Here is a 26,434-nt window from a genome sequence, read left to right as displayed (position 1 = left end):
CGGCCTCGAGGCCAGACGACAGCCGGTATTCTCGCCGGTATACAGAAGAGTGTAGTCGAAGCGACTGGGAATAAGGAGTCCGCCCCTACCGCCCCTACCGCCCCGAGCGCCTCAGCGAAGCTGCCCGAATGCCTCGGCTTTGAGGATCGGGCCGGACACCAGCATGGTGTCGCCCTCCTGCAGCACGGTGGACAGGTCAGCGTTCTTCCAGGCGCCCTCCTCTCGCTTGTAGGCGAGCACGGTGACCCCGTACCGGGAACGGATGTGACTCTCGCCGAGTGGCACCCCGAGCACGAGACTGTTGGGGCTCATCTTGAGAATGGCGAAATCCCGGTCGATCTCGATGTAATCCTGGGCCGCCCCGCGCACCAGGTGCGCGACCCGCCGGCCCATGTCCTTCTCCGGGTAGATGACGTGCTTCACGCCCAATTGCTCGAAGATCCGGCCATGCGCATCGCTGACAGCCTTGGCCCAGATGTCGGGGATCTCCATCCGGATCAGGAGGGAGGTGGTGAGAATGCTGGCCTGGATATCCGTGCCGATGGAGACGACTGCCCGATCGAACTCGTGTACGGCGAGCTGTCGCAATGCCTCCTCATTGGTGGAGTCCGATCGCACGACATGGGTCAGCTGGCCGTTGAGCGACTGAACGATCTCCTCGTCGGAGTCGATGCCGAGCACCTCCGTGCCTGCGGCCATCAATTCCAGGGCCAGGGAGGTGCCGAACCGACCCAACCCGATAACGACGACGGAGTCTGCCTCGGCGATGCGCGATCCGCGCTTGGTGGAGAGTGATTTAGCCAACGACGGGCCTTTCCTTCGGGAGTTCGTAGAGGATCTTGCGTTGACGCAACGCGATGGCGCTGCCAAGGGTGAGCGGGCCGAGACGGCCGAGGAACATGAGGGCGACCAGGATCGCCTGGGCCGCGACCGGCAGGTCGGCGGTGATCCCGGTTGACAGCCCGACCGTTCCGAAGGCGGACACGACCTCGAAGAGCACATTGTCGAGATCGAGTCGGGTGATGATCATGATCGCCGCGGTGGCCGTGATCACGGCGGCGACGGCGAGGAGCACGATGGTGATCGCCTGGCGGTGGACCGAACGGGAGAGCCTCTTGCCGAAGATATTGACCGCACCCTCCCCGCGGAGCTCGGTGTACATGATGAAGAACAACGCCAGGAACGTGGTCAGCTTGATTCCACCGGCAGTCCCGGCAGGGCCGCCGCCGATGAACATCAGCACATCGCTCCCGAGCCAGGTGGCCGGATGCATCTGGCCGACGTCGACGCTGTTGAATCCCGCCGTGCGGGTCTGCACCGAGTGGAAGAAACCGGCGAGGATTCGCTCGGCCGGTTGCATCGGCCCGAAGGTGCCGGGGTTCGACCACTCGAGGAGGCAGGTGTAGACGGCACCGCCGACCAGCAGAACGAGGGTGCCCCACAACACCAGCTTCGTGTTCATCGACCAATGCAATGGACGGCGGAACTCGCGACGGAGCTGCATGATCACCGGGAACCCGACTCCGCCGAGGATGACGGCGGCGGAGATGGGCAGGCAGATCCACGGGTCGGTGGCGAACCCCATGAGGTTGTCGCTGAAGACCGAGAACCCCGCGTTGTTGAATGACGACACCGAGTGGAAGAGTCCGAACCAGGCTGCATCCCCGATCGGATGTCCGTAGCCGAGCCAGAACCGGATGGTCAGGAACACGAAGACCACCGCTTCGACCATCAGGGTGATGCGCAGGATTCCGAGGATGAGACCGGCGACATCGCTGAGGCCGAGAGTTTTCGCTTCGGTTGCGGCCGTCAACCGGGACCTCACCGAGAGCTTGCGGGCAATGCTCAGCCCGATGAGGGAGGCGAACAGCATGATGCCCAGGCCACCGACCTGAATCAGCAGCAGGATGACGACGCGGCCGAATGGCGTCCAATATGTGGCGGTGTCCACGACGGTGAGGCCGGTCACGCACACCGAAGAGGTTGCGGTGAACAGTGCCTCCATGAGGGTGGCGCCGCCCGGACCTACCCGGGCCACGGGCAATAGCAGGAGTGCGGTGCCGATGATTATGGCTGTGCCGAAACCGGAGACAACGGCCTGAGCCGGTTGCAGATGTGGACGCTTGGAAACTAGCCGGCCCATCCGCCGTGTGTGAAGCACGGCGCAACGATACTCCTTTTGTCGGCACGCGGATGTTCCATTATCCAGAGTGGTCAGCCGTCGCCCCGGCCCGGTTTCAATCCGTCGACCGGCGCGCCTCGTTCGCCTCCCGGAGGACCGCCCACGCGTCCGCCACCGGGCCCAAATGCCCGAGCTTGTCCGGATTGAGTACCGTGCGAATCGCCTGGATCTGCCCGTCGAGCACGTCAAGCGCCCAGATGTTGAGCACCTTGCCGTTGCGGTCGCGGAAGATCGCGCCCGGCTGACCGTTCACCTCGTGTGTCTCTATCTGCCCCCCGATCCGGAAGAACCACGGGAGGTTCGTGCCCAGCACCTTGGCCACCTTCGCGGCGCCGAAGACACCTCTGGCCCACTGCGGGGCCTTTCCGCCACCGTCGCCGACCATCTGGACATCCGCGGCGAGCAGTTCCTGGAGGCCGTCGACGTCGCCATTTCGGAGCGCATCGAAGAATCGGGCGGCCAGCTCATCGCGATCCCGTCGGTCCGCATCGAACCGCGGCCGTCCCGCGTCCATGTGGTCCCGCGCCCGCACTGCGAGCTGGCGGCAGGCAGCCTCGGACCGGCCCACCGCCGACGCGATCTCGGGGAAATCGAATGCGAATACCTCGCGCAGGACGAAGACCGCGCGTTCGAGCGGGCTCAGTCGCTCGAGCAGTAGCAGCGCCGCCATCGACACGGAGTCGGCTAACTCCGCCGACCTCTCCGGGTCCTCGTAGGGGTCGGTGAGCAGCGGTTCAGGGAACCACTCCCCCACGTACTGCTCCCGCCGGAAGCGGGCCGAGCGCAGCACATCGATCGAAATCCGGGTGACCACGGCTGACAGGAATGCCTTGGTCGATGTGGGTGTCGTCGCGGATGAGTCGTAGCGCAGCCAGGCCTCCTGCACGGCGTCCTCGGCCTCGCCCACGCTGCCGAGAATTCGGTACGCGATCGCGAACAGCAGCGGGCGCAGCTCCTCGAACTCCTGGACGCGGGTCACGATAGCTCTTCCTTGAACCCTTGACGCCACGACGGATAGCGAAGCGTCCATCCGAGTTCGCGTTTGGCCCTGGCGTTGGAGAACCCCCGGCCTTCGGTCATCATGATCACCGCCACGTCTCCCGCCAGCAGTCGCGCCAGCCAGACCGGCACGCGCATCGGCCGCTTCGCGCCGGCTGATTTTGCCAGATAGGGAAGCCACTCCCTGGCGGGTGCAGGTTCGTCGTCGACGATGTTGAAAACGCCGGTAGCGCGTTGTTCCACAGCCAAAACGGTAGCACTGGCCGCGTCATCGAGGTGCACCCAAGAGCTGTACCCGGCGCCCTGACCGATGAGCGGGTACTGGCGTTTGCGCACGAGTTCGACCTGGTCGTCGATGGCACCGGGTCCGTAGAGTGAGCCGTAACGCAGCACGGCGCCACCGGCCCGCAGGACGGCGTCCTCCAGGTACCGGATCGTCGCCATCCCCTTCTCGGCCGCTGTCCCGATATGCAAAGCCAGCGGGTCCTCCTCGGTCTTCACCCAGCCCCCTTCACCGATCCCGTTCCAGCTGGCATAGCTCTGGGCGACGAAAGTGGACGCGCCGGCGGCCGCGGCGGCAGCCAGCAGGTGGTCGGTACCTTCGGTCCTCAGCCGGATTGTCTGCGCGAACCACCGGTCCATGTGCTTGATGTCGGGCTTGCCTGCGTGTACCGGGGCAATTGCGGTCATTTGGTGCACGATCGCGTCCGGCTGCGCTTCCGCAACCGCCTCGCCGACTGACAGAGGATCGAGGCCGTCCATGATGACGGCGTCGGCACCCAGCCGCCGCAGGAAGTCCACCTTGCCTGGACTCGTTGTCGTCGCGGTCACCTGGTGACCGCCGGCAATGAGGCGCGGCACCACCCGACTCCCGATCACGCCGGTACCACCCGCCACGAATACTCGCATCACAAAACCCTTCCATCTCCCGATCGCTCTCGACAGCTAAGACGAATCACACCGGCTTTCTGTGACACAGAGACTGCCCGATGTCACAGAACGGATGCCTGCGGAGTCTTTATTAATGAGATTCGAGGGAGGTTGGCATGAGCACAACACTGAACAAGAGCCGACGGGGAGACGGCTCGCTGACGGAGCGGGCATCCGCACGCTTTCGCACAACGACGCTTGCACGCAGGCTCGCCCCGATGGTGTCCGAACTCAGCGGCCGCCGCGTTCCCCTCCACTGGAGCAACCTGTTCGGTGTGGTCGCATTCGCCTCCGTGGCCGTGTTGTTCGTTTCCGGACTCATCCTGATGTTCTTCTACACACCATCGGGGGAACTCGTCACCTACCGCGGGAGCTACGCACCTCTTCGCGGGATGGAAGTGTCCCAGGCGTTCGAGTCGACCATGAACATCTCGTTCGAGGTTCGTGGCGGCCTGCTGCTTCGCCAGCTCCACCATTGGGCTGCGTTGCTGCTACCCGCGGCGATCATGATGCAACTCGTGGTCACGTTCTTCACTGGTGGCTTCCGCCGGCCCCGCCGAACCGGTTGGGTGCTGCTGTTCCTGCTGCTGATCACTGCCCTGGCCGGCGGATGGAGCGGCTACGCGCTTCCCGATGACATGCTCTCCGGCTCCGGGCTGCGGATTGTTCAGGGGATCACCCAGGGCATCCCGGTCATCGGCACCTGGGCCTCCATGCTCTTGTTCGGCGGCGAGTTTCCCGGGCAGATCATCGAGCGCCTCTACCCGATCCATGTCGTGATCGTTCCAGCCGGCCTCGTGGTGCTCCTGGTCGGCAGGACCTGGACTTCCTACCTGCACAAGCCTGCCCAGTTCGCAGCACCAGGGAGGGCCGAAGACAACGTCGTCGGGATTCCCCTGGTTCCGGATGCGACCACCCGGGCTGCCGGGTTGTTCGCGATGGTCGTCGGCGTTCTCGTCGCGATTGCCGCAACCATGACCATTAGTCCCACCTGGATCTACGGGCCGTCAGACCCCGGCAACGCGACTGCGGGAAGCCAGCCTGATTGGTACACCGGATTCCTGGACGGCGCCCTTCGCCTCGTCCCCCCGCATTGGGAGGTCGAGTGGCTCGGTTACACCTGGACGCTCGCCGTCATCGTGCCGCTCGCCGTCGTCGGCGTGTTCCTCGCCCTCGTCGCGGTCTACCCGTTCCTCGAGGAGCGAGCGACGAAGGACCGGCGGGACCACCACATCCTCGACCGGCCCAGGAACGCCGCCGTCCGCACTTCGATCGGGGCGGCCGGAATGACGTTCTACGGCGTGCTCTGGGGAGCCGCCAGCGCGGACATCCTCGCAACGGCCTTCGGGCTTGGCCTGGAATCGGTCATCACCGGCTTCCAGATCGCCTTGCTCGTCGCCCCGGCGATCGCCTTCGAAGTGACCCACCGAGTGTGCCTGGGTTTGCAGAAGAAGGATGCCGAGCTGGCCAGGCACGGCTTCGCGACTGGCAGGATCGTCCGACTCCCTGGCGGGGAGTATGTCGAAGTGCACGAGCCTCTCAACGCGTACGACCGGTGGCGCCTCGTCGCTCACCAACAAGCGAAACCAGTTCTGATGGCACGCAGAAATGAACCCGCAGAAAAATAACAGAACGATAACTAGCGCCCGTTACCTTTCCGTTATATAGTCGGTGTCAGCGGAAGCTGTTTGCTGTGGCAGCTTTTGCAGAATGTGATTGCAGGACACTCTTGGTGCAAGGGAGAGGGCCCGTCGCTAGCCTCTGCGACGGGCCCTCAATCCGTTAACGCCCTATTCGCCGCGCCGACCTCCTAGAGTTGTCGCGGGAGGTCCGATGAGCGACAAGTCCACGGCAGTCGACGCCTGGGAGGCGCTGTTCCGCGCCCAGGTCACGGTGATGCGCCAGCTCCACGCCGAGTTCCCGGAGAGCCAGCTGACCCTCACCGAGTACGACGTGCTCTTCAACCTGTCGCGGCAACCAGGGCGCCGACTGCGCATCCGCGAATTGAATGACCACATGCTGATCTCCCAGCCGAGCGTCAGCCGGATGGTCGACCGCCTGGCCGGACGCGGCCTGGTCGCGAAGAGCAGTGACCCTGGAGACGCGCGCGGCATCATCGTCGAGTTGACGGATGCCGGTTTCAACCTGTTCCGGCGGGTGGCCGCCAGCCACATGCGCTCCATAACGGCCAGGGTCGGCGGATCACTCGATGCTGAGGAGCTGCAGGAACTCAACCGCCTGTGCACCAAGTTGCGTCTCGGCCCCGCGAGCGAAGCGTCGCCGACCTCCTAAAGCGGACGCCCTCCCACGATCGTGACCGCCTCGGAGGCCACCCGGGTTCCCGCGCGAGCGGCGGCCACGGCGTCGCCGCTGAGCACCCACTCGGCGAGGAAGCCGGCCGAGAACGCATCGCCCGCTCCGGTGGGATCCACCCGGGAGGTGCGCACAGCATCCACCCGCACCTGATCCGTGCCCCGCTCCCCCACGAGGACGCCGCTGTTCCCCATCGTCAACGCCACCAGTGGAAACCGCGCGGTGAGCGCGTCGACAACGGCGTTCGGGTCGATCAGGCCGGTAAGCGCCCGCCCTTCGTCCAGGTTCGGCAGCAGTACGCCGGCCCCGGCGATCAGCTCGAGAAACCGCTCGGCGCCGAAATCGACGAGGCTCCCGGCGGATGCCGGGTCGACGGAGACAATTGCGCCATGTGCTTCCGCTCGGTCGAAGAGGTGCGCAATCGCCTCCTGGTTCTGCCCGTGGTAGATGCTGTAGCCGGTGAAGTGCACCAGCGCTGCCGCTTCGAGCAGGGTATCCGTCACCTGGTCGGCACTGAGTTGGTCGTTGGCGCCGCGCTCGGTCAGCATGCTCCGGCTGTCGCCATCGACGATCACGACGATCGTTCCGGTCGGCCGCTCGTCGTCCCCGGCGAGGTGCGGTGTCACGCCGAACCCGTTGAGCACATCGCCGTGCCTGGCCAGATCGGATGCCCCCACTCGGCCCACGAAATCGACACCGGCACCCAGCCGACCGAGCCAGGACGCCACGTTCGCGGCCGAACCGCCGGCGCGGTGCGAGATCGAACTCGGGGTGTCGGTGTCGTCGCGAATGGGACCGCTCGGAACCACCACGATGTCGTCGATGACGTCGCCGAACACGACGATGCGACCGGTCACCTCAACCGGCCAGGGCGGACCACTGGATGGCGATCTCGCCGGCAAGACGCACGTTGTTCCTGGCGAGGTCGAGGTTCACCTCGAGGCTGCGGCCCTGCGACGCGTCGACAATGTAGCTGAGCAGGAAGGGCGTCACCGCCTTGCCGTGCACTCCAGCATCGGCAGCCGCTGCCAGCGCCTCGGTGAGCACCCGGTCGTGCTCCTCCGGGTCCCACTGCTGCTCGCGCGGGATCGGGTTGGCGACGACGATGCCCTGACCGTGACCGAGCTCGTCCTGGCTCTTCATGATGGCGGCGATCTCCGTCGCCGACTGCACCGACCAGTCAAGCTCGTAGGCGGACTCGGTGAGCCAGAAGCTGGGGAAACGGGTGGTGCGGTAACCGACCACGGGCACGCTGAGCGTCTCCAACCGTTCCAGGGTTGACGAGATGTCAAGCACCGATTTCACGCCGGCGCTGACCACGGTGATCGGTGTGACAGCCAGCGTGGAGAGGTCGGCCGACTCGTCGAAGGTCTCGTTCGCCCCGCGGTGCACGCCGCCCAGCCCTCCGGTGGCGAACACGCGCACCCCGGCGAGCGCAGCGAGGTGCGCGGTTGCGGCGACAGTGGTGGCACCGGATGCCTTCGCTGCAGCCAGGATCGGAATGTCGCGAACACTGGCCTTGGCCATCTCCTCGTCGGCGATACGCCGCACTCCGTCAGCGTCAAGGCCGATGTGCGGAACGCCGTCGAGGATGGCGATCGTCGCCGGGGTGACCCCGGCATCCGTCAGCAGCTGCTCGAATTCCTGCGCGGCCTCGAAGTTGCGGGGCCGCGGCAGGCCGTGGCTGATGATCGTCGACTCGAGTGCGACGACGGGGCGGTTTTCCGAGAGCGCGGCAGCGACAGCGGGCGAGACGGTGAACGGAGTGGACATGCGCTTAAATGTACGCGATCACCCGGCGCACCACCCGAGCATTCGACACGTGGGCCAACCTGTGAGTTCAACCCCTCCCGGGGCTTTCCCGGCGGACGTACGCTGCCTGCATGTCAGATCCCACGCACTCGATGGACCCGCGCGTCGAAGAACAGGACGGCGCGGTTCGCGACGTCAACGACCCCGAGGTTGAACAGGACACCGTCTCGGGAGGCGCACCGGATGATCCGGGCACCTCCGACGAAGAAGGCTCAGCCGACGAGTCGGGAGACTAAAGCTCAACGCACCCCACCGCTGAAAGGCAACGAACCATGGCTATCGCAAGCGCCCACGAGACGCACCGAACCTACAAGGTCAAGACCGCCCACCAGGCACCGGCCGTACCGAATCCACTGACCGAAACATCACTGACCTGGACGCACGTGCCGCTGGTTCCCCAAGTGGCACTGGTCGGTCATCTCGATGGCATGCCGGTCGCCGTCATCGACCAGATCGGCAGCGCCGGATTCCGCGCCGGCCTGTGCAACGGCAAGAGCGTCGGCGTCTTTCGCACCCTCGAGGAGTGCAAGAAGGCGGTCGCCACCGCTATCCGCAGCGCTACGACAGCTGCGTGAACGGCAGCACGAGTCGCGATAGATGGGCAGCGTCGCGATAGATCTTGTGCATGACCGGACGTCCGACCGGCAGGTGGAAGGCGTCCGGCGGCAGCAGCGAATTGTGTTCGTCCACCAGCGGCTCCGCGTTGGACAGTTCGGCCACCAGCCGGTGACCAGGACGGAAGGTGTTGGCGAACGGATAGAGCCTCAGCACGTATTCCTCAACGGAGCCGGGTTCCACCGGAACGGTGCGGGTGTGCGGGTGGTACGGGTTGCCCTCGGTGGTGCGGTCGTCCAGTTCCCGGTGCGACGCCTTGAGGTAGCCGGTGGTGACCAGTTGACGCTTGCCGGTCGGGGCGGTGTCCCAGAGGCGCAGGATGAAGTTGGTGTCCGGCTGGTCGATCTCGGCGAAGATGTGCGCGGCACCGGTGCCGATCAATTCGGTCGCCTGCTCGAACGGTTCGGTGCTCCAGCTCAGGATCTCCACCTTGTCGGTCACCGTCAACGGTGCCTGGTAGAAGCCGTCCGGGGCCGCATACTCCGCACCCATCAGCTCTGGCTCCCAGGACAGCTTATGGCGCGGCCGCAGGTACAGCGACCGGTACTCGACCGGCTTCGGCGGCCACTGGTCAGCGGTCACGACTTCGCGCGACCCTTCAACGAAGACACTCACGGCCGGCTCGTCCATCACGCCGTTGTTGATGCCCTTGATCCAGTAGTCGTACCAGCGGAACATCTTGTCGTGCTCTTCGATGAACGGTCGAGACTGCATCGGCGGGTACGGGCCGATGTCGAGTTTCTTGGGGCCCTTCAGCGCGTTGAACAATTCGATGGTGCCGTCGAGCGTCCAGCCGCGACCCTGGTCCAGTTGCAGCCAGACCGGGATGTCGATGTTCGGGGCCAGCGTGATCGGGTTGCGCTCCTCGTACCAGTCGCCGTCCAGTTCGTTCATCACGATGTCGAACCAGGGCTCGTGGTTCTTCGGGTAGTTGAGCACGTGGAACAGGTTGGGCCAGGCGGCAACGTCCGGGTCCTTCAGTCGCTCTGCCACGAGCTTCTTGAGTTCTTCGGGCGAGTGAGTCTCGATCATCCGCGACTTGACGCCGTCGGTGAACGCCCAGCCGGAGTCGCCGCCGCGGCCCTCTCGGGCGGCGCGGGGCATGAACCACATCACGCCGCCGTGGTAGGTCGTCTCGTAGAAGTCGTAGTGGCCGCCGCTGACGAAGATCGCCTTCAGGCTGGGCGGGCGCTCGGCAGCGGCGAGCACCTGCATGGAGCCGAAGTAGGAGATGCCGACCATGCCGACATTGCCGTCGCACCACGGCTGGGCGGCGACCCACTCGATGAAGTCGTAGGCGTCTTCGCCGAGCGACACCCCGCCGGCGTTGTAGTTGCCGATGTGCTCACCCTCGGAGTGGCCCGAGCCGCGCAGGTCGCCGATCACATGCACGTAGTCTTCCGCCACGATGCGGGCGATGTCGCCCGCCTCGATGCAGCCGTCCCACATCGGGCTCGGCCGACGCTGCGGCGGGGTGGTGAGGGCGAGCGCCTGCAGCTCCTTGCCGTACGGGCTGAGCGCGACCAGCGCGGGGCGTGGCTTCTCGTCGGTGCCCTGATAGGCATCCGCTGCCAGCATGACGCCGTCCCGCATGGGAACGCGCAGGTCTTTGCGGATGGAGATCTTCTGCCCGCCGGCATCCCAGTTCATGACGTCAGCCATCAGTGCTCCTTCATGTCGTTGTGCGCTGCGAACCGCGTCGAGTAGCCGTGCATGGTGGTGAAGAACGGCGACGGCTCCAGGGTCGGGTCGCCTTCGTAGCCGAGTTCGGCGGCGATGGCCGCGAAGGGTGAATACACCGAGTCCGTCTGCTGCGGGCCCTTCCGCAGGTGACGCTGCGCGGCATCCGCCACCTTCGCCTCGATGTCGAGACTGTGCTGGAGGGCGTGCTGTACCTGGGGCCGGTCGAGCTGAACGCCGTACGCCTCCCCACCGGCGGTGCGGTATGGATGCCCGAGGTACAGCCGCTGCGGACGGACGACGTCGCGCAGGTACTCCAGGCTCGCCCGGTATGCGGTCGGGTCGACGTAGCCAGGGAAACCGTTGGCCGCCCCGTGCACCTGTACGGCGTCACCGACGAACACGTCGTTCTGGCCGTCGATCACGTAGGCCACCGACCCCGGCGTGTGCCCGGGAATCGAGTGCACGGCGACGGTCACGTCACCGCCGAGCGAGATGGTCTCGCCGCCGGTCACCAGCTTGGTCGGCTCCAGTTCACCGGAGATCACCGCGCCGGTGGCCGCGATCTGCTTCGCCTCGCCGTCGGGATCGTTCAGGTACGCGCCGCGTCCCTCCAGGTATTCGTCGACATGGGCACGCCGCGAGCGCAGCATCGGGGCGTCGGCCTCGTGGATCACGATGTGCGCGCGCCGGCCGGTCAGCTCCCAGAGCGCGTGCGCCCCGCCGACGTGGTCGATGTGTCCGTGGGTGAGGAGGATCCAGCGCACGTCTTCGATGCGCCGGCCGATCGCCTCGAGGGCGGATGCCATGCCTTCCGCCGGTGAGGAGGCGATCCCGGTATCGACGATGGCCGGCTCGGGAGCATCGATGAAGAAGCTGTACAGGCCGAATCGGGCCCACGGGGAGACCAGGGGGTGGACGGGGACTACCTGCGTCATGGCGATCAGCGCCGTCCGAGGAAGGCAGCCGTCTCCCGGAAGACTTCATAGAACTCCGGAATCCAGGAGAAGTTCTGCACGAAGCCATGGTTCGCTCCGGCGTACCGGGTGACGGTGGCGTCCACGCCGGCCTCGCGCAGCCGCTGTCCGTAAAGCTCGCCCTCGTCACGCAGGGGGTCGTACTCGGCGATGATGACCAGGGCCGGCGGGAGGCCGGTGAGGTCATCGCGCTTGATGGGCGATACGCGGGGGTCCGCAGCATCCGCCCCGCTCTCGATGTAAAAGTTGTTGAACGGCTTCAGCCCTGCGGTCTCCAGGCCGTAGCCCACCGCGTTCTCCCGAAGCGACGGATAGCGGTCAACGTCGAAGTCCAGGTCAAGGGATGGGTAGAACATCACCTGGTGGGTGATCTGGTCGAACCCGTCGTCGTGCGCCATTGCGGCGACGGATGCCACGAACGTTCCGCCCGAGCTGTCTCCGGCGATCGCCAGTGTCTCCCCGTCCCAGCCCAGCCGTTCCCGGTTGTCGGCAACCCAGCGGACCACGCCGTAGCAGTCGCCCAACCCGGCGGGGAAGGCGGCTTCGGGAGCACGGCGGAAGCCGACGGAGACCACCTTGAGGCCGGTCTCCCTGGCGAGAGCGCGCGCGACGTGGTCGTGCGTGTCCAGGCTGCCGAGGAAGAAGGCACCGCCGTGGAAGTACACCAGCACACCGTGAGATGAGGCCCCGGTGGGTGTGTAGATGCGCACGGGCACGTCACCAGCAGCGGTCTGCGCGGTGAGATCCTCGACGGCGTGCAGGGGAAGGCGCTCATGGAGCGGGGGAACCATTGCCTCCTCGCCGGCCCGCAACACTGCCGGGTCGATGGGACCAGGCAGAGGCGGTGGCAGGGTGGCGACGATTTTCGCGATCTCCGGATGCAACGGCATGGGTCAGCGCTGCGCCTGGCTCTGCGACACCGGCTTCTGACCGGGGAAGACATCGTCGAGCTCGTCTTCGCTCCAGCCCTGGCGCGAGATGCGCTGCAGTTCGTCCGTGATCGGCTTGCGGGTCGCCTGGAAAAGGGCGAGTGCCTCCCCCAGTGAACCCGCCTCTGCGAGTGCTTCTGCGATGCCGGCGGCATCCTCGATCGCCGAGTTCGCGCCCTGCCCCTGGTGGTGCAGCATCGAATGGGCGGCATCACCGATCAGGACGACGGAATCCGAGTGCCAGGTGTCGATCGGGTCGATGTCGTAGACCGCTCTGAAGGTGATCGAGTGCAGGTCGAGGTCGCGGGTGATGGCGACGATCCGCTCGTCGAAGCCCTCAACCGCAGCCAGCAACTGTTCCTTCGTGACTTCCGGTGCCCACGAGCTGTCGGGGTTCAGGTTGGTGATATCGAAGGAGACCTGACCGCGGTGACGCAGCGGGAGCAGGTAGACCTTGGTGCCGTGGCCGATGTACATGCGGAAGTTGTCGTCGACGACCATGCCGTGCGCATCGTCGATGGAGATGACCGCACGGTAAGCGTGCTCACCGGAGAACACCGGGCCCTTCTGGCTGAACAGCTGTTCCCGCACGAGTGACTTGATGCCGTCGGCTCCGATGACCAGGTCGGCCTCGACCGTCTCGCCGTTCGCGAACGTGAGCACCGAGCGCTGGCCCTGGTCGTCGATGCGGTCGAGCTTGTACCCGAACTTCACCATTCCCTCTGGCAGCACGCCGATCAGGGCGTCGATGAAGTCGCGGCGGTGAATGAGGTGGGTCTTGGTGTGCTGTTCGAACGCCGGCCAGTCCTCCTTCATGATGAAGTCGCCGGTTGCGGTGAGGATCTCGAAGTAGTCGCTCGGTGAGGTGCACTTCGCAATGGCGTCGTGCATCCCCCATTGCTCGAAACGGTGCATGGTGGCCGGCCGCAGGCCGATTCCCGCCCCGACCTCGCCGCTCATCGGTGCCTGCTCGTAGACGGTGACGTCTGCGCCGGCGAGGCTCAGGGCCTTGGCTGCGGCGGCACCGGCGTAGCCTGCGCCGACGATGGCGATTTTCATGTCCGTGATGTCCATGGTGCTTCTCTCTCAGTTCTGGATGGCCAGGAAGGTGGCTGGGTTGTCGACGAAGATCGCCCGGATGGTGGCTTCGTCGAGGCCCGCGGCGCGGAGGTCGGGGATGAGGTCTTCGAAGATGTAGTTGACGGTGTGGCCCCTCACTCCTGGCCAGCCGAGTGGGCTGCAGTTGGCGTCGGCGGATGCGAGCACCTTGCCCAGGTGCCCCTGGCCGATGAAGCGGAGGAAGTGGTCGAGGCGTTCCTGGCGGGGGCGCGCCCAGAACGGCGGATCCGGCAGCTCGGTCTCGTAGCCGAAGGTGTCGAAGCCGATTCGGCCGCCCTGCTCGGCGATCCAGGTGTCGCGGGTCTTGTCGGCGTTGACACCGTCGTCGACGTGCCCGAACAGCACGCGGTCGAGCGGGAGCCCTTCCTCATTGAAGATGGCGATCGCGTTCTCGGCGTCGATCGCGAGGTGGGTCAGCACGGGGACCCCGGTAGCCAGGGAGGCGCGGGCGGCGGCGCGGTAGATTCGCTTGTCGAGGTCGGTCATCCGCCCTCCGCGACTGACGCCGACCTTGATGATGCCGGCACGACCACCGGTATTCCCGATGCCGACGGTGATCTCGTGGATGAACTGGCCGGCAAGGTACTCGACGCTGGCCCGGGCGAAGAAGGGCAGCGCGGTGTCTCCGCCGACGAAGCCGGTGCTGGCCACGATGTGCACGCCCGTCTTCGCCGACAGTGACTGGTAGTAGTTGATGTCGCGCCCGTTGCAGATGCCGGTGGCGTCGACGAAGGTACCGCCGCCGTACTCGTGGAAGGCCCGCAGTTTGGGCACGGACTCCTCGTAGGCCTGCTCCGGCGTTTTCCACCATTTCGTGTCCAGCTCGGAGCCGGGCATGCCGTAGCCGATGTGTTCGTGGATGGCGACGAGGCCGAGTTCCTCGGTCGGGATCGGACCCAGCACGGTGTTGACTCTCGACATTGCTTCTACCTCACCGTCAGAAGTTCGCGCGGGTTGTCCACCAGGATCCGCTGGATTGCCGCCTCGTCGATTCCGTGCGCCCGCAGCGCTGGGACGAAGGTCGAGAGAATGTGGCTGAAGGGCACCTTGTGGCCTGGATGGCCCTTGGCGATGCCGATTGCGTTGCTGGAGAGCAGCATCCGCTCGCCGTGGCCGGCCGCGATCAGTTCGGCCACGAGGGCGGCGCGGTCATCGTCGCTCAGGTGTTCGCCGTCATTGCTGCCGACATTGTCTATGGCGATGAAGGCGCCACGGTCGAGAACGGAGAGGTGGGCAGCGGATGCGATGGCGTCTTGCCGGTCCAGTCCACCGATGGCGACGCGGTCAGCCGGCAGGTTTTCATCGAGTGCGATCTGGAGGTCGTGGATCGCGTCGTTCCCATAGCGGATGGAGAGCGGGACCCCGGTAGCCAGGGCGGCGCGTGCAGCACCGCGGAGGAGGCTTTCGTCCGTGGCGGTGGTGCCCTCGCGAGTGGTCGTGGTCGTGATCAGGCCGGCGGCGCCGCGCTGCTCCACGCGGGGAACCACCATGCCCTCGGTGATCTCCTTGGTGAAGAGTTCTGCGAATTTCTCGGCAGGCCACGGGGTGGGCGGGTTCGTCTGCGGGGTCAGGAAATAGCCACCGAGCGACTCCTCCGGGCCGAGCCCGGTCGAGGCGATGATGTGCACGCCGGTCGACCAGGAGAGCGCCTCGTACAGTTTCAGGTCACGACCGTGGAACATTCCGGTGCTGTCGACGATGGTGCCGCCGCCGTGGGAACGGAAGTCAGTCAGCTTGGCTGCCAGCTGCTCGAAGATCTCGGCACGGTCGATCGTCACGTCGAACGCGTACTGGGCGCCGGGGAAGACCGACAGCAAAGACTCGTGCACGGAGACGACTCCGAGCAGATCAGCGGGCACGGGGCCGAGCACGGTGTTGGCGATGCCGGTCACGGTGATCCTCTCCATTGAGTTCGAATAAGCCCCGCTCGGGGGCGAGGGTAGGTGCAATCTTGGCATTGACTTTACAGACTGTCAAGTGAAAACAAGGGAGCCCGACATGGACGCCGGGCTCCCTCAGCTACCTCTCAGGCGATTGCGCCGTCTGTGACAGCCTCTGCGATCTGCTCGTCGGCAACCGGCTCGTCGGTCCTCTTACCGCTGATGAACACCGTGAGCACCGCCGACAGGGTCGCGGCGATTGCTGCGGTCAAGTACACCGCCTGGAATCCGGAGCCGAGCGCCGACCCCGCCGAACCCTGAATGGCACCTCGCGAGTCGACGAGGGCGGCAGCAGCACCATCAACCGCCGGCTGCGGTGCGCCGTTCGCCAGCATCTCGGTCGAGAACTGGGCAAGCACTCCTTCCCAGCCGGACAGGAATCCGAGAGGGGGCACGTTCGACAATCCCGCGACGGCCTCAGGTGGCAGCCCGGCACCCGAGAGAATTCCGCCGAGCTGGGGCAGGAATACTGCTGCGCCGATGCTGAACGCGATAGCGGATCCGACAGCCGGGCCCAGGGCGAAGCCGAGGTCGCGGAGCAGGTTCGTGGTGGCGGACGCCATACCGACATAACTCGGCTGCACGGTGTTGATAGCGACCGCCGTGATCGAGCCGACCGTCAGTGCGAAGCCGATTCCCAGCAGGAGGAGCGGCAGGATGAATGCCGTCCACGGCGTGCCACCGAACGCTTCGGGAGTGCCGAGCGGTAGACCCGAGATCCAATAGCCACTCACGGCCATCAGGATGAATCCGCCAGTGAGCATCCAGCGCGGGGAGAACCGGTGGATGAGCCAGCCGACGACGGGGATCAGAAGGAAGGCCGGACCCTGGATGAAGACGAAGAGCACGCCCATCTTCCATGTCTCGACGCCGCCCAGGGCACCCACCGCGACACTCGTGGAGAAAGCGATCGCAAGGAAGGCGAACATGCCGGTGACCGCGACGATGCTGGTGATGGCGTACGAGGAGTTCTTGAAGAGGGAGAGGTGTACCAGCGGAACCTCGGCTTTCGCCTCGATCACGACAAAGGCGACGAGCAGGAATCCGCCGAGCACATAACCGATGATCACCTCAGGGGCACCGAAGCCTGCGTCGACGGCGTGCACGGTGGCACACAGCACGGCGATGAGCCCCAGGGCCATGGTGATCTGTCCCGGGAGGTCGAGCCGTCGTCCCTCGGGAGATGCCGAGTCCTTCGCGCGGAGGGCGAACAGGAAGACGACCACGGCAACTCCTGCGGCCACGAAGTATGCGACCCGCCATCCGCTGAAGATGTTCGGTGCGCCTGCCTCAAGTCCGGGGACCGTGAACACCTGCGCGGCAATGCCTGCAAGAACCGGCGAGATGACCGCACCAAGCGAGAGAAAACCTGCCCAGGTCGCGATTGCCCTGGCCCGATCACGCATGTTCGGTGTGATCGCGGCGATCATTGATAGGGAGATCGGGAACAGGATGCCTGCCCCGATGCCTCCGACCGCCTGGCCGAGGATCATAATGCCGGTGGTCGCGGCGGCTCCCGAGATGATGGTGCCGGCAAAGATGAGCGCCGCACCTGCATAGAGGAGTTTCTTTCGACCGAAGAGGTCCCCGAGAACCCCGAAAGTGAGCTCGAAGACGACGATCGCGATGATGAAGACGGATGTGATCCAGGTCAGGCCTGCGCCGGACGCCTGGAATTCGACAGCGAACTGGCCGTTCAGCGCACCAGGAAAGGCGTTGGTGATCTGGGCGAGGGTGACCGCGATGTACGCGGCCGCAAAGGTTGCTTTCGCCGATCCGGCGACAGCGCTCGTGGTACTCATTGCAGAGAACTCCTTTGTTCTGAGGTGCGGGTATTTGGTTCTGGTACGGGCAGGTTCGTGCGCACTGCCACAGACTGGCGACAGGTATCGGATAGCGTGGCATTAGATTTACATGGTGTCAAGTGAACTGTCAATGTGATCACTGACTGCACCGATTGCTAGGCTGCAGGAATGGCGAATCTCCGTGCGGCTCAGAAGGAGCAGACGCGCCAGCGCCTCCTCGATACCGCGCTCGACCTGTTCGAATCACAGGGCTACGCGGCCACCACGATCGACGACATCGCCGCCGCGGCGGGGACCACTCGGGTGACGTTCTACGCGCACTTCCCCTCGCGCCGCGCCATCATGGCTGCCCTGATTGACAGGCTCAACCTCATCCTGGAGCGCCAAGAAACGTCCGAGCACCGGTCGACTGCTATTGCACTGGTAGACGTTGTGCACGCCGGAACCGCTGATGCCATCAGCACCTGGCTTCGGGAACAAGTCGCCCGCTGGCCGGCCATCCGCCCGTACATCTCGTCTGCCGCGGTGGCCGCCGCCGTCGAGCCGGAGATCCAGGAGCTGGTCGATGAGTGGTCAGGTGAGGTCGTGAGCGACATCAAGGATGGCCTCGACCGCGCGGATCGCTTCCCCCCGGAGACGAGGCATTTTCGCGGCGTACTCGCCTTCGAAATGCTCGACCGCGCCAACCAGCACTGGATTCGCCACCAGTGGAGCCTGGAGGATGACCCCGCACTCGACGTCCTCGCCGAGGCGTGGGTGAAGCTGCTTGGCAAGGAGTGAATGCGCCCGATCCGCAAACGTGTAAAAAAACGCGCCGAAACTTTACATGTCGCTTCGACCAGTAAAGATAGTTCTATCTGCCAGCGCTGAAGCACGAAACCCCGATCAAGCAGAAGCTGATCGGGGTTTTCGGTGGGTGCGCCCGGAGGGATTTGAACCCCCGGCCTATTGATCCGTAGTCAATTGCTCTATCCGCTGAGCTACGGGCGCATGCCGGCTAAAAAGCCAACTCGAAGATCATACCAGCGTTCTCAGTGCTGACTGAACTCGCCAACCGCCATTGAAACGGTTGCCCTGAAGCGTGAAGATCTGCCTAGTCCGAAGCGACGACCTGGATCGTTTCGAGGGTCGAATCAGCGGAGTAGGCGATGCGGCCACCATCCGCGAGCACTCCGCGGAGAGCGTCGATAGTCTCGGCTGTCACAATCTCGCCGGGTGCGAGAACGGGTACGCCGGGAGGGTACGGCGCGATGAGTTCCGCGCACACGCGTCCGACCGCGGCATCCGCCTCCACTGTCTCGTGGGCGGCGAAGAAGGCCGTTCTCGGGTCAAGCGCGGACTCCGCCTCCACCATCCAGACCGCCGCGGGCACGATGCTGCGCGGCGTGCCCCGGTGTCGCTCGATCGCTGCCACCAGTGCGTCTACCAGGAGCGAGACACTGCGCTCGTCATCCGCCAGCGTGATCATGGGCACGAGCACATCCCGATCAGCCATTTCGAGCGTGATGCCGTCGGCCAGCAGATCCGATTCGACGGCATGCCCGTGTGCCCCCGTGCCGGCCAGCAGTACCACCAGCTTGGCCGGGTCGACGGCAAGTGGCCCCTCGGGGTGCCCGGCAGGTCGGTCGACGAGCACCCGGATGCCCTCGACCGCCGAAAGCTTCCTGCGTGCCTCCGCCACCAGTGCCGCCAACTCGCCAACAAGTTCGACGCCGTCTCGTTGCAGGAGCGCGCGTGACGCATCCGTGCTCGCGAGGATCGCGCCAGCCGGACTGGTGGTGTGGGATGCCTCGAAGGCCCGCTCCAATCGGTCAGGGTCCAATAGTCCTCCCGACCTGGTCGTCCGCGCGAGGATCAGTGCCCCCTGGCTCCAGGCGGGGAGGGACTTGTGCGCGCTCGTCACGAGGGCATCCGCTCCACAGGCGAGCGCGTGCGCGGGAACCAGCGGCGAGAACCCAAGGTATGCAGCCCAGGCTGCATCGACGATGAGCGGAACCCCGGCGGCGTGGGCAGCATCCGCGTGCCCTCTGAGGTCAGAGAGCGTTCCGATGTACGAGGGGTCGCCGAGGAGTACGCCGCAGGCATCCGGATGCGCGGCCAGCGCTGCTTCCACGGCGCTCACCGGCACCGCGCCCGGCAGGCCGGTGGCCGCATCGAGTTGCGGGCGCACCCACACCGGCCGCAGGCCGGCGAGAATGATGCCGAGAAGGACGGAGCGATGCAACGTCCGCGACACCACGACCGACTGACCCGGCCGACCGAGCGCCAACACCGACGCCTGGTTTGCATGCGTCGAGCCGCCCACGGACATCCGGCACCAGTCCACTCCCCATGCCTCTGCGGCGCGTGCCTCGGCTGCCGCCAGCAGTCCCCCGGTTTGCTTCATGGTGTCGAGGCCTGCGAACAGGGGGACGTCGCCGCGGATCACTTCGCCGACGAGGTGCTCACTGTGCTTGTGCCCGGGGATGCTGAACGGCGTCAGGTCCCCCGCGTTGACGCGGGAGGTGAAGCGCAACCACCCGTCGAGCAGCGGGGCGTCGGCGGCGTACCCGCGCGGGTCCCGGGCGCCGAAATCAGTCATGCTCGTGAACCAGGAATCGTTGCACGGCGTCTGCCACCGCGACCGGGAAGCGTTGGAGCTGGTCGAGGTCGACCCACTCGTCCACCGCATGCAGCCCTCCGCCCGCCGGCCCGCAGACCACCGTCGGTACCCCCGCTGCCTGCCACAGCGCGGACTCCATCCAGTACGGCGCACCCACCCGGTCGGGGACCGGCGAACCCGCAGCGGGAAGCGCAGCGGCGAGCAGCTCCGAGAACTCGGCCGCCGTCCCGGAAGCATCCATCTGCCATGCGTCACGAGCGAGCGTGAGCGAGAGCTCCGACCCGAGTCCGGGAGTCGCCGCAGTGAGGTGGTCGACCAGGGTCCGCACCTCATTCAACGCATCAGCTGACGACTCGCCGGGCAGAGTGCGGCGCTCCACCGCGATGTTCGCGGTCGCGGCGACGCTGAACGGAGCAGTGCCGGCCCGCGCGACGGTCGCCATCATGGACCCATGGGCGAGCAGCGGATGCCGCGGTGCCTTTCGGAGCAAGCTGTCGTTTTCGGCCAAAGCGGTAAGTAGATGACCGAGTGCACGCATCGCGTCGATCCCCTCCTCCGGTTGTGAGGAGTGCGCCGCCTTGCCCTCGAGGCCGACGTCGACCACCGCGTAGCCACGATGTGCCACCGCAAGGTCAAGCCAGGTCGGCTCGGCGATCAAGCAGACATCCATCGACATCCCGCGGGACCGAAGATCCTCGAGCACGGCTTCCGCGCCAACACTCGCGTCCTCTTCGTCTGCGACGAGAGCAACGATGACGGTCCCTGGCGCATCCGTGGCCGCCAGGTGCTCGGCAGCGACCACAAGACCGGCAACGCCACCCTTCATGTCGCTGGAACCGCGACCCAACAACCGGCCGGACTCGATGCGCGCCGCGAATGGGTCCGCCATGCCTTCCACGCCGACCGTGTCGAGGTGCCCATTGAGAACAACCGTGCGGCCCGGGCGGGATCCGGTGCGCACGGCAATGAGACTGACCCGTCGAGGATCGGACGGGGCCCGAATGAGGCGAACCGCATAGCCCGCGGCGTCCAGGCGGTCCGCCAGATAGGAAGCGATCCGTTTCTCGCCGGCTGCCCCGGGTACCAGGCTCGGACTGATGGAGTCGATGCTGACAAGCGTCACGGTGAGGTCGACGACCGCTTTGGCGAGATCTTCTGTTGACACGAGTTGACCATATCAACGCCTCGCCGGCACGAAGTCTCCAGGCGATCGGGCGAAACCCGCAGCTCTCAGCGTCACTTCAGTTTTGCGGAGCATTCTCGACTTCTCAGGGGGTCGTAGAAGGATGTGAGCGACATGGCCGACCTGCTGGCCCCCTTGGCCGGAGCCTTCCAGGGAGAAGGCTGGTGGGGCATCCTGTTGTTCATTCCCTTGCTGCTCGCCGGGCACATATCGGAAGCCACCGTCGCGTACGGGCTGTGGCGTCGTAGCGAGCACCGCCCGCCGGCACCGCGAGTGTGGCACGTCGCCGCCGTCTCCGGAGCGGTGGCGGCGGCATTCCTCATCGCCGCCCTGGTTTGGGTTGGTGCCTACGTCGCCCCGCGGCTGGGCACCGACGTGGCAACCTGGCTGTAAGCGGTCCTGTCGGTCAGGCAGTGGCCGGCTCCGCAGGCACCGACTCCTTCTGGCCGAGGTACTGCGCTGAAATGCGGCGGTATGACCGGGTGAAGAACGCGCCGACCGCTGCAAGTACCATCACCAGGCCTGCGACCAGGAACACCAGCGCAATCCCGCGCGCCTGCCCTTCCCCGAGAAGCCAGCCGAACGCGTCCTGACCCTCCTGGGAGTCCATGTACGGAATGATCAGGAACTGCGCGATCGGCGCGATCAGGAATGCCGTGACGGGCGCGGCGGCCGCCTCGAACGCCTGCGCGAAACCGAACACGCGGCCCTGCGTGCGGAAGGGAACGATCTTCTGGATGACAGTCTGCTCGGCCGCTTCCACCGCCGGGATGAGCGTCATGTAAAGCAGGATGCCTCCTGCGTAGAGCCACCACCAATCGCGGATGGTGAACAGCGCTCCGAGCAGGCCCATCACCATGACGAGCAACAGCATGGTGCGGATCGGGTTGCGCCCCAAGCCGAACTTCGCGACCAACAGCCCACCGATGATGAAGCCACTGGAGGTCACGCCGAGCACGATCCCCCACAGTTCGACCGGGAACAGTTCAAGCCCGTAAGGATCCATCAGAGCGATGTAGACGCCGCCGATCAGGTTGTTGAACGTCGAGAAGATGATCAGGGCGAACAACCCGGTCGCAGCGCGGACCGCGGTGATGCTGCCCCGCAGGTCGATGAAGGTGGTGCGGCCGGCATCCGCCTCCGGCTTGTCTTCGGGGATGCTCAGGAACATCAGGTGCACCAGCGCGGCCGCCGACAGCACGATGGCGATCACGAGGGTCCAGCCCATGCCGAGCAGACCGATCGAGAGGCCGCTGAACACGCTCGTGACCAGGAAGGCGAGGCCCTGCACCGTGCCGACCATCCCGTTCGCGTTCGCATGCCGCTCCACCGGGATGAGCAGGGTCACGGTCGTGGAGAGGGCGATGTTCCGCATGTTCTCAACGACCGCGCCGAACAGGATGATTCCCGCGAAGATCCAGTACATCGGAGCCCCCAGGTCGAGGAGAACCGACTCCGGGAAGAGCAGGTACAGCGTACCCGAGACCCCGAACGCCACCAGGGTCACCGCCCCGGCGAAGAGCATCACGAGGTGTTTGCGGTGCCGGTCGACGATCGTGCCGAATGCCATCGAGAACACCGCGACGAGCAGCATGTAGGCACCACCGATGATGCCGGTGGCGAGCACGGACCTGGTCTCGATGTAGACCCAGAACGTCAGGGCGAACCAGAGGTAACTGGTTGTGACGTTGGCTACCGCAGTGTTGACGAGCACCTGCATGAATGTGCGGATGCCACCGGGCGTAGCTTCCCGCGCAGGCACAGTCGTTGAAGAGTCAGCGTCCTGGCTGGTGGTCATCAGGTCGTCCCAATCGACGGGTGATCAATCGATTATCACTGCCCACAGGAAATTTGGCGATGGGTGCGAGGAAGAAAAAGCGGTGTTGTCAAAGGTGAGTGCGACAGCCGATTGAGACGATCGCGCCGAGTACGGTGATTGTCACCGCAATCGCCATACCCAGCCCGTACTGCTGGTTAGTGAAGGTGATGAAGTACATGTAGCTCACTAGAGTTTCTGAGCGATGGACCGGACCGCCGCCAGTGAGCATGTAGACCAGCTCGAAGTTCTCAAATACGTTAGTGAAGCGCTGTGAAAGGCTTTGCAATCAACTAGGAGCCGACCGCGGGTGTGGGCCTAAAGGCGTTAACAGCGGTAGCTACGACAACCTGCGCATCAGTTCCTGAATCAAGGATCGTATTCCGGGTTGAGTCGGTATCGACCTTGACGGTCGTAACGGCGAGGCGGTCCGAAGCCTCGGTCGTCAGCAAGGCGTCGACCTGAGCCTCGAAGGCCGAACCACTCGACGTGGCGTGAACGTCCTTGGCCACCACGTGGTTGGTGGAAACGTAGTTGTCGCCGCCCGCAATCAACCGAATGATGACGGGCATCGCACCAGCGGGGCGGATGCCCTCGGAGTCGATCACCTCGGAAAAGTGGTTCCCGATGATCGAATTGTTGCTGCCGCTGACGCACAGGAGTCCGTAGAGGTCATCGAGTCCGTTGTCGACTCGCAGGAAGGGCGTCCACGGTTCGAGGTCATGCAAGAAGTGATTCGAAGCCACGAGGTTCTCCGAGCTGTTCGCTGCAAGGACCACCATTCCGGGGTAGAACGAATGCAGGCGGTTGTTCGTGACGCTTGAGCGCGTGACTCCGTTGAGATGCACACTGCTCGCACCGCGGGGGAAGACGTTGTTCGCGGTGATCAGCAGCCCTCCATGGTTCTCGGCGTAGATCGAGTGGCCTTTGAAGCCTGCTCCGATCAGGTTGTCAGTGATCTTCGATGCCTGTCCCCACCCACGAAGCTCGATGCAGCTTCCGCATTCTGCGATGAAGTTGTCGTGAATGGAGAGCGCGTCCGCGTTGTAGATCGTGAGAGCGTGCTCGAGGTAAATGAACCCCATGCCGTTGATGCGGAAGGAGTCATTGGCGTTCGCGACATAGATGCCCGTCTTGCCGTTGACATAAGTGTTCTCTGGAGGTAGCTCCGAATCATCCGGGGCGAAATGCAACCCGTCGATGCAGAAGTTGGAGAACTCGACCGAGCTGATTCGCGGGCTCCCGCTTCGCTCGATGTAGAAGGCTGCGCCCGTGGACTGCTCCTCGTCTTCGCCGAGAGGAATGTCCACGAGAATGCGACTGCCTCCGGGCCACAGCTCATGCAAGTCGCGCCACTCTTCTTCGGGAACGTTGAACCGGATGCTCGACGACGTGAAACCGTGCCCTGACCCCTCGATCCTGATGAAGCTGATGTCGATCAGTACCTGCGTGCGAAGGTGATAGTCCCCGGGCGGAACGTAAATCACCGCGCCTGGCTTTCCGCCCCTCTTCTCGTCGGTGGCCACTTGCCGGCTCTTGATGTCAGCGATGATGCTGTTGAACACCTCACCGATGTCCTCGGCCGGATTACCGACGGGCCACTCCGTCACGTCGTAGTAGTTAGCGCTTGACACTGATTCCCTCCTTGGTAACCAGCTCGCTCAGCACCGGCAGGTCAGCGCCGGGCCGGCATACCGTGATGGCGGCAGCACGTGCGGCTGTCCCGCCGATGTCCTCGAGCCGTGTCTGAGAAATCGGATGGCCCTCCCAGCCGTTATCTCCGAAGGCGAGGGCCCAAATCAGCGCTGCCATAAAGGAATCGCCGGCGCCCACGGTGTCTGCGACTACGGTCTTGATTGGCGGGACAGTGAAGCGATTGGGTCCGCTCGCGAGATACGCACCCTTGTCTCCCCGCGTGATTCCGGCCACGCCCACTCCGGCATCAATGAGCAGATCGAGCACGTAGTCGAGAGACTTTTCTGGGAAGAGGAACTCGGCGTCTTCGTCGCTGAGTTTCGTGACGTGGCTGGAGAAGGCAAGCTCCTCGAAGACCTTGTGGGCCTTCTGCGAATCTCGCATGAGACTCGGTCGCACGTTCGGATCGAACGTGATCAGCGCACCCTCGGCACGGCCTCTCAGGAGGATGTCGCGGGTGATCTCCGAACCGGGTTCGAGGAACGCGCCAAGCGAACCGGTGTGAATGACCTTTGGCGCTCCGAGTTCGTCAATGTTGAGGGGGTCCCAGCTCAATGCAAATTCGTAGGTTGCGGATCCGTCACCTGCGAGGGTGGCGACCGCTCTCGATGTCGGCGCATCCGTCAAGGATTCTGCGGTGAGGATCACGCCGGATTCACCCAGGTGCTTTCTGATGAGGTCCCCGTCATCGTCATCACCAATGGCAGTGTGCAAATGAGTGACCAGATTCAGACGAGAGAGTCCGACCGCCACGTTCGCGGGGGACCCTCCCGAATGGCGGCTAACGCGACCGGACTCGACAACTTCGTCAATGAGCGCTTCCCCTATGACGAGCGCATCGGTGGTCATGACGGAACTCGGTTCTCCAGCGCTTCTGACCTGACGGTCGATTCGACCGTCAGCCGGCCATCGACCCAACGGACGGGCTGCGGGTCGGTGATCTCGCCAACCCAACCGCCGTGGCCGTCGTCGTTCCGGAATGCAAGCATCTGCCACTGACCGGCGCGATCCTGAACCAGCCGACCCACGTAGAGTCGCTCGTCCGTGAGACGGTAGGCATCCGCGAGGTGGAACGGCCCTGCCAGAGAGTCCGCAGGAAACGCCCACACGCCGCCGACGGGATCTTCCGCATGGCGGTCGCGTGCCAGCTCGGAGGCGAGACAGGAGAACAGGCCGACCGAGGTGCCGTCGACAATGGCAGTCTGAACAACTTCGATGTGCCCAAACCCAGCGTCCGGAGCAGACAACGGCGGCCGAACAGTCCAGTGCGTCAGGTCCGGTGAGGTTGCGTGCCCGATGACCCCCCGATTATCGGGATGGCCAGTGTTGGCACGGGCAGTGATCAGCATGTGCCAGTCGTCCTGGTCGCGGAATACCCACGGGTCGCGCCAGGCCTGATCTGGCCACTGTCGTGTTTCAGCGGTCTCATACCAACGGGCATCCGGTTCAAGGACCTGCCTGTCAGGTTCTCGGCGCCACGTGAAGAGATCGTCGGAGACGACGGAACTGATCCGCTGGTTGAGTCCACCTTCCGCGCGACTGACAGCCGTGTAAAACATCCGCCACCTGCCGTCGGCATCGCGAACTACTGACCCTGTCCATGTCGCGAGGTCATCGAAGGCGGGTGAGTCATCCGGGATGACCGCGTCGGCGTGTTCAGTCCACGTCGTGAGATCGGTGGAAGTCGCGTGACCGATCGTGGCACGCCAGTGCCTTCGGTCAGGGTCGAGGAGAGCTCGGGACGCTTTCAGGAAGAACAGGTGGAAGCGCTCGCCATCGTCGGCGATCCAGAAGTCCCACACCCAGGACGCGGACAGTCGAAGCATTCTTTGTATCC

Annotated in this window: 25 protein-coding genes and 1 tRNA gene; 6 read left to right on the top strand and 20 right to left on the bottom strand. The window is 65.0% G+C overall.

What is annotated here, in order from left to right; genetic code table 11:
• Positions 1-111: 111 nt before the first annotated feature.
• The 4 genes from ACX3O0_RS13495 to ACX3O0_RS13480 form a co-directional block, all read right to left on the bottom strand.
• Complete coding sequence (locus ACX3O0_RS13495) at positions 112-804, bottom strand: potassium channel family protein (protein WP_459108045.1); 693 nt, start codon at positions 802-804, stop codon at positions 112-114.
• Entirely contained in the window at positions 797-2,143 is a 1,347-nt protein-coding gene (locus ACX3O0_RS13490; RefSeq protein ID WP_459108484.1) for a TrkH family potassium uptake protein, read from the bottom strand. Before ACX3O0_RS13490 ends, ACX3O0_RS13495 begins: the two co-directional genes overlap by 8 nt.
• Positions 2,144-2,237: 94 nt before the next feature.
• Positions 2,238-3,161, bottom strand: coding sequence for an RNA polymerase sigma-70 factor (locus ACX3O0_RS13485; RefSeq protein WP_459108044.1), 924 nt, complete (start codon positions 3,159-3,161; stop codon positions 2,238-2,240).
• Complete coding sequence (locus ACX3O0_RS13480) at positions 3,158-4,090, bottom strand: NAD-dependent epimerase/dehydratase family protein (RefSeq protein WP_459108043.1); 933 nt, start codon at positions 4,088-4,090, stop codon at positions 3,158-3,160. Before ACX3O0_RS13480 ends, ACX3O0_RS13485 begins: the two co-directional genes overlap by 4 nt.
• Positions 4,091-4,227: 137 nt before the next feature.
• On the opposite strand from ACX3O0_RS13480, the gene qcrB reads away from it, so the two are divergent.
• On the top strand, positions 4,228-5,739 hold the full coding sequence (gene qcrB / locus ACX3O0_RS13475) for a cytochrome bc1 complex cytochrome b subunit (RefSeq protein WP_459108042.1): 1,512 nt from the start codon (positions 4,228-4,230) through the stop codon (positions 5,737-5,739).
• 205 nt (positions 5,740-5,944) lie between these two features.
• Positions 5,945-6,403 carry a MarR family winged helix-turn-helix transcriptional regulator gene (locus tag ACX3O0_RS13470; RefSeq protein WP_459089672.1) on the top strand — a complete coding sequence of 153 codons (459 nt, stop codon included), beginning with the start codon at positions 5,945-5,947 and terminating at the stop codon, positions 6,401-6,403.
• Here ACX3O0_RS13470 and ACX3O0_RS13465 read toward each other — a convergent pair.
• Both ACX3O0_RS13465 and ACX3O0_RS13460 read right to left on the bottom strand, forming a co-directional pair.
• Entirely contained in the window at positions 6,400-7,281 is an 882-nt protein-coding gene (locus ACX3O0_RS13465) for a carbohydrate kinase family protein (RefSeq protein ID WP_459108041.1), read from the bottom strand. The genes ACX3O0_RS13470 and ACX3O0_RS13465 overlap by 4 nt on opposite strands.
• Before the next feature lies 1 nt (position 7,282).
• A complete protein-coding gene (locus tag ACX3O0_RS13460; RefSeq protein ID WP_459108040.1) occupies positions 7,283-8,197 on the bottom strand; it encodes a pseudouridine-5'-phosphate glycosidase in 915 nt (304 codons plus the stop codon).
• A 110-nt stretch (positions 8,198-8,307) separates the two neighbouring features.
• Between ACX3O0_RS13460 and ACX3O0_RS13455 the strand changes: the two genes are divergently transcribed.
• Complete coding sequence (locus ACX3O0_RS13455; protein ID WP_459108039.1) at positions 8,308-8,472, top strand: hypothetical protein; 165 nt, start codon at positions 8,308-8,310, stop codon at positions 8,470-8,472.
• A 36-nt stretch (positions 8,473-8,508) separates the two neighbouring features.
• Positions 8,509-8,811 carry a hypothetical protein gene (locus tag ACX3O0_RS13450; RefSeq protein ID WP_459089664.1) on the top strand — a complete coding sequence of 101 codons (303 nt, stop codon included), beginning with the start codon at positions 8,509-8,511 and terminating at the stop codon, positions 8,809-8,811.
• Here ACX3O0_RS13450 and ACX3O0_RS13445 read toward each other — a convergent pair.
• The 7 genes from ACX3O0_RS13445 to ACX3O0_RS13415 form a co-directional block, all read right to left on the bottom strand.
• Positions 8,795-10,513 (bottom strand): CocE/NonD family hydrolase, encoded by a 1,719-nt coding sequence (locus tag ACX3O0_RS13445; protein ID WP_459089662.1) that lies wholly within the window; start codon positions 10,511-10,513, stop codon positions 8,795-8,797. The genes ACX3O0_RS13450 and ACX3O0_RS13445 overlap by 17 nt on opposite strands.
• Positions 10,513-11,469: an MBL fold metallo-hydrolase gene (locus ACX3O0_RS13440; RefSeq protein WP_459108038.1), complete on the bottom strand. Its 957-nt coding sequence runs from the start codon at positions 11,467-11,469 to the stop codon at positions 10,513-10,515. Before ACX3O0_RS13440 ends, ACX3O0_RS13445 begins: the two co-directional genes overlap by 1 nt.
• Before the next feature lie 5 nt (positions 11,470-11,474).
• Positions 11,475-12,398 carry an alpha/beta hydrolase gene (locus ACX3O0_RS13435; RefSeq protein ID WP_459089658.1) on the bottom strand — a complete coding sequence of 308 codons (924 nt, stop codon included), beginning with the start codon at positions 12,396-12,398 and terminating at the stop codon, positions 11,475-11,477.
• A gap of 3 nt (positions 12,399-12,401) precedes the next feature.
• Complete coding sequence (locus tag ACX3O0_RS13430) at positions 12,402-13,511, bottom strand: FAD-dependent oxidoreductase (protein WP_459089656.1); 1,110 nt, start codon at positions 13,509-13,511, stop codon at positions 12,402-12,404.
• A gap of 12 nt (positions 13,512-13,523) precedes the next feature.
• A complete protein-coding gene (locus tag ACX3O0_RS13425) occupies positions 13,524-14,477 on the bottom strand; it encodes a phosphotriesterase family protein (RefSeq protein WP_459089654.1) in 954 nt (317 codons plus the stop codon).
• A gap of 5 nt (positions 14,478-14,482) precedes the next feature.
• The gene (locus ACX3O0_RS13420; protein ID WP_459108037.1) at positions 14,483-15,463 is read right to left on the bottom strand and encodes a phosphotriesterase family protein; all 981 of its coding nucleotides are present in this window, start codon (positions 15,461-15,463) and stop codon (positions 14,483-14,485) included.
• Between the two features lie 119 nt (positions 15,464-15,582).
• Positions 15,583-17,298, bottom strand: a complete 1,716-nt coding sequence (locus ACX3O0_RS13415; RefSeq protein ID WP_459108036.1) for an MFS transporter — start codon at positions 17,296-17,298, stop codon at positions 15,583-15,585.
• Positions 17,299-17,469: 171 nt separating this feature from the next.
• On the opposite strand from ACX3O0_RS13415, the gene ACX3O0_RS13410 reads away from it, so the two are divergent.
• Positions 17,470-18,081: a TetR/AcrR family transcriptional regulator gene (locus ACX3O0_RS13410; protein ID WP_459089648.1), complete on the top strand. Its 612-nt coding sequence runs from the start codon at positions 17,470-17,472 to the stop codon at positions 18,079-18,081.
• 137 nt (positions 18,082-18,218) lie between these two features.
• Here ACX3O0_RS13410 and ACX3O0_RS13405 read toward each other — a convergent pair.
• The 3 genes from ACX3O0_RS13405 to ACX3O0_RS13395 all read right to left on the bottom strand — a co-directional run bounded on the left by ACX3O0_RS13405 (position 18,219) and on the right by ACX3O0_RS13395 (position 21,068).
• Positions 18,219-18,291: transfer RNA gene (locus ACX3O0_RS13405), tRNA-Arg, on the bottom strand.
• A gap of 103 nt (positions 18,292-18,394) precedes the next feature.
• Entirely contained in the window at positions 18,395-19,882 is a 1,488-nt protein-coding gene (locus tag ACX3O0_RS13400) for an aminotransferase class I/II-fold pyridoxal phosphate-dependent enzyme (RefSeq protein WP_459108035.1), read from the bottom strand.
• Positions 19,875-21,068: a M20/M25/M40 family metallo-hydrolase gene (locus ACX3O0_RS13395; RefSeq protein ID WP_459108034.1), complete on the bottom strand. Its 1,194-nt coding sequence runs from the start codon at positions 21,066-21,068 to the stop codon at positions 19,875-19,877. Before ACX3O0_RS13395 ends, ACX3O0_RS13400 begins: the two co-directional genes overlap by 8 nt.
• Before the next feature lie 132 nt (positions 21,069-21,200).
• Here ACX3O0_RS13395 and ACX3O0_RS13390 point away from each other — a divergent pair, with 132 nt between their 5' ends.
• Entirely contained in the window at positions 21,201-21,479 is a 279-nt protein-coding gene (locus ACX3O0_RS13390) for a hypothetical protein (RefSeq protein ID WP_459089643.1), read from the top strand.
• Positions 21,480-21,492: 13 nt separating this feature from the next.
• Here ACX3O0_RS13390 and ACX3O0_RS13385 read toward each other — a convergent pair whose 3' ends face one another.
• The 4 genes from ACX3O0_RS13385 to ACX3O0_RS13370 all read right to left on the bottom strand — a co-directional run bounded on the left by ACX3O0_RS13385 (position 21,493) and on the right by ACX3O0_RS13370 (position 26,423).
• Positions 21,493-22,884, bottom strand: coding sequence for an MFS transporter (locus ACX3O0_RS13385; RefSeq protein ID WP_459108033.1), 1,392 nt, complete (start codon positions 22,882-22,884; stop codon positions 21,493-21,495).
• A gap of 311 nt (positions 22,885-23,195) precedes the next feature.
• Positions 23,196-24,536: a right-handed parallel beta-helix repeat-containing protein gene (locus tag ACX3O0_RS13380; RefSeq protein ID WP_459108032.1), complete on the bottom strand. Its 1,341-nt coding sequence runs from the start codon at positions 24,534-24,536 to the stop codon at positions 23,196-23,198.
• Positions 24,523-25,446 carry a PfkB family carbohydrate kinase gene (locus tag ACX3O0_RS13375; RefSeq protein ID WP_459089638.1) on the bottom strand — a complete coding sequence of 308 codons (924 nt, stop codon included), beginning with the start codon at positions 25,444-25,446 and terminating at the stop codon, positions 24,523-24,525. Before ACX3O0_RS13375 ends, ACX3O0_RS13380 begins: the two co-directional genes overlap by 14 nt.
• The gene (locus ACX3O0_RS13370) at positions 25,443-26,423 is read right to left on the bottom strand and encodes a glycosyl hydrolase family 32 (protein ID WP_459089636.1); all 981 of its coding nucleotides are present in this window, start codon (positions 26,421-26,423) and stop codon (positions 25,443-25,445) included. The genes ACX3O0_RS13375 and ACX3O0_RS13370 overlap by 4 nt, the downstream gene beginning before the upstream one ends.
• Positions 26,424-26,434 lie beyond the last annotated feature (11 nt).

The organism is Homoserinimonas sp. A447 (assembly GCF_054489325.1).
Note: the sequence above shows the minus strand (reverse complement) of the source record. Positions and strands in the feature narration are given on the sequence as shown.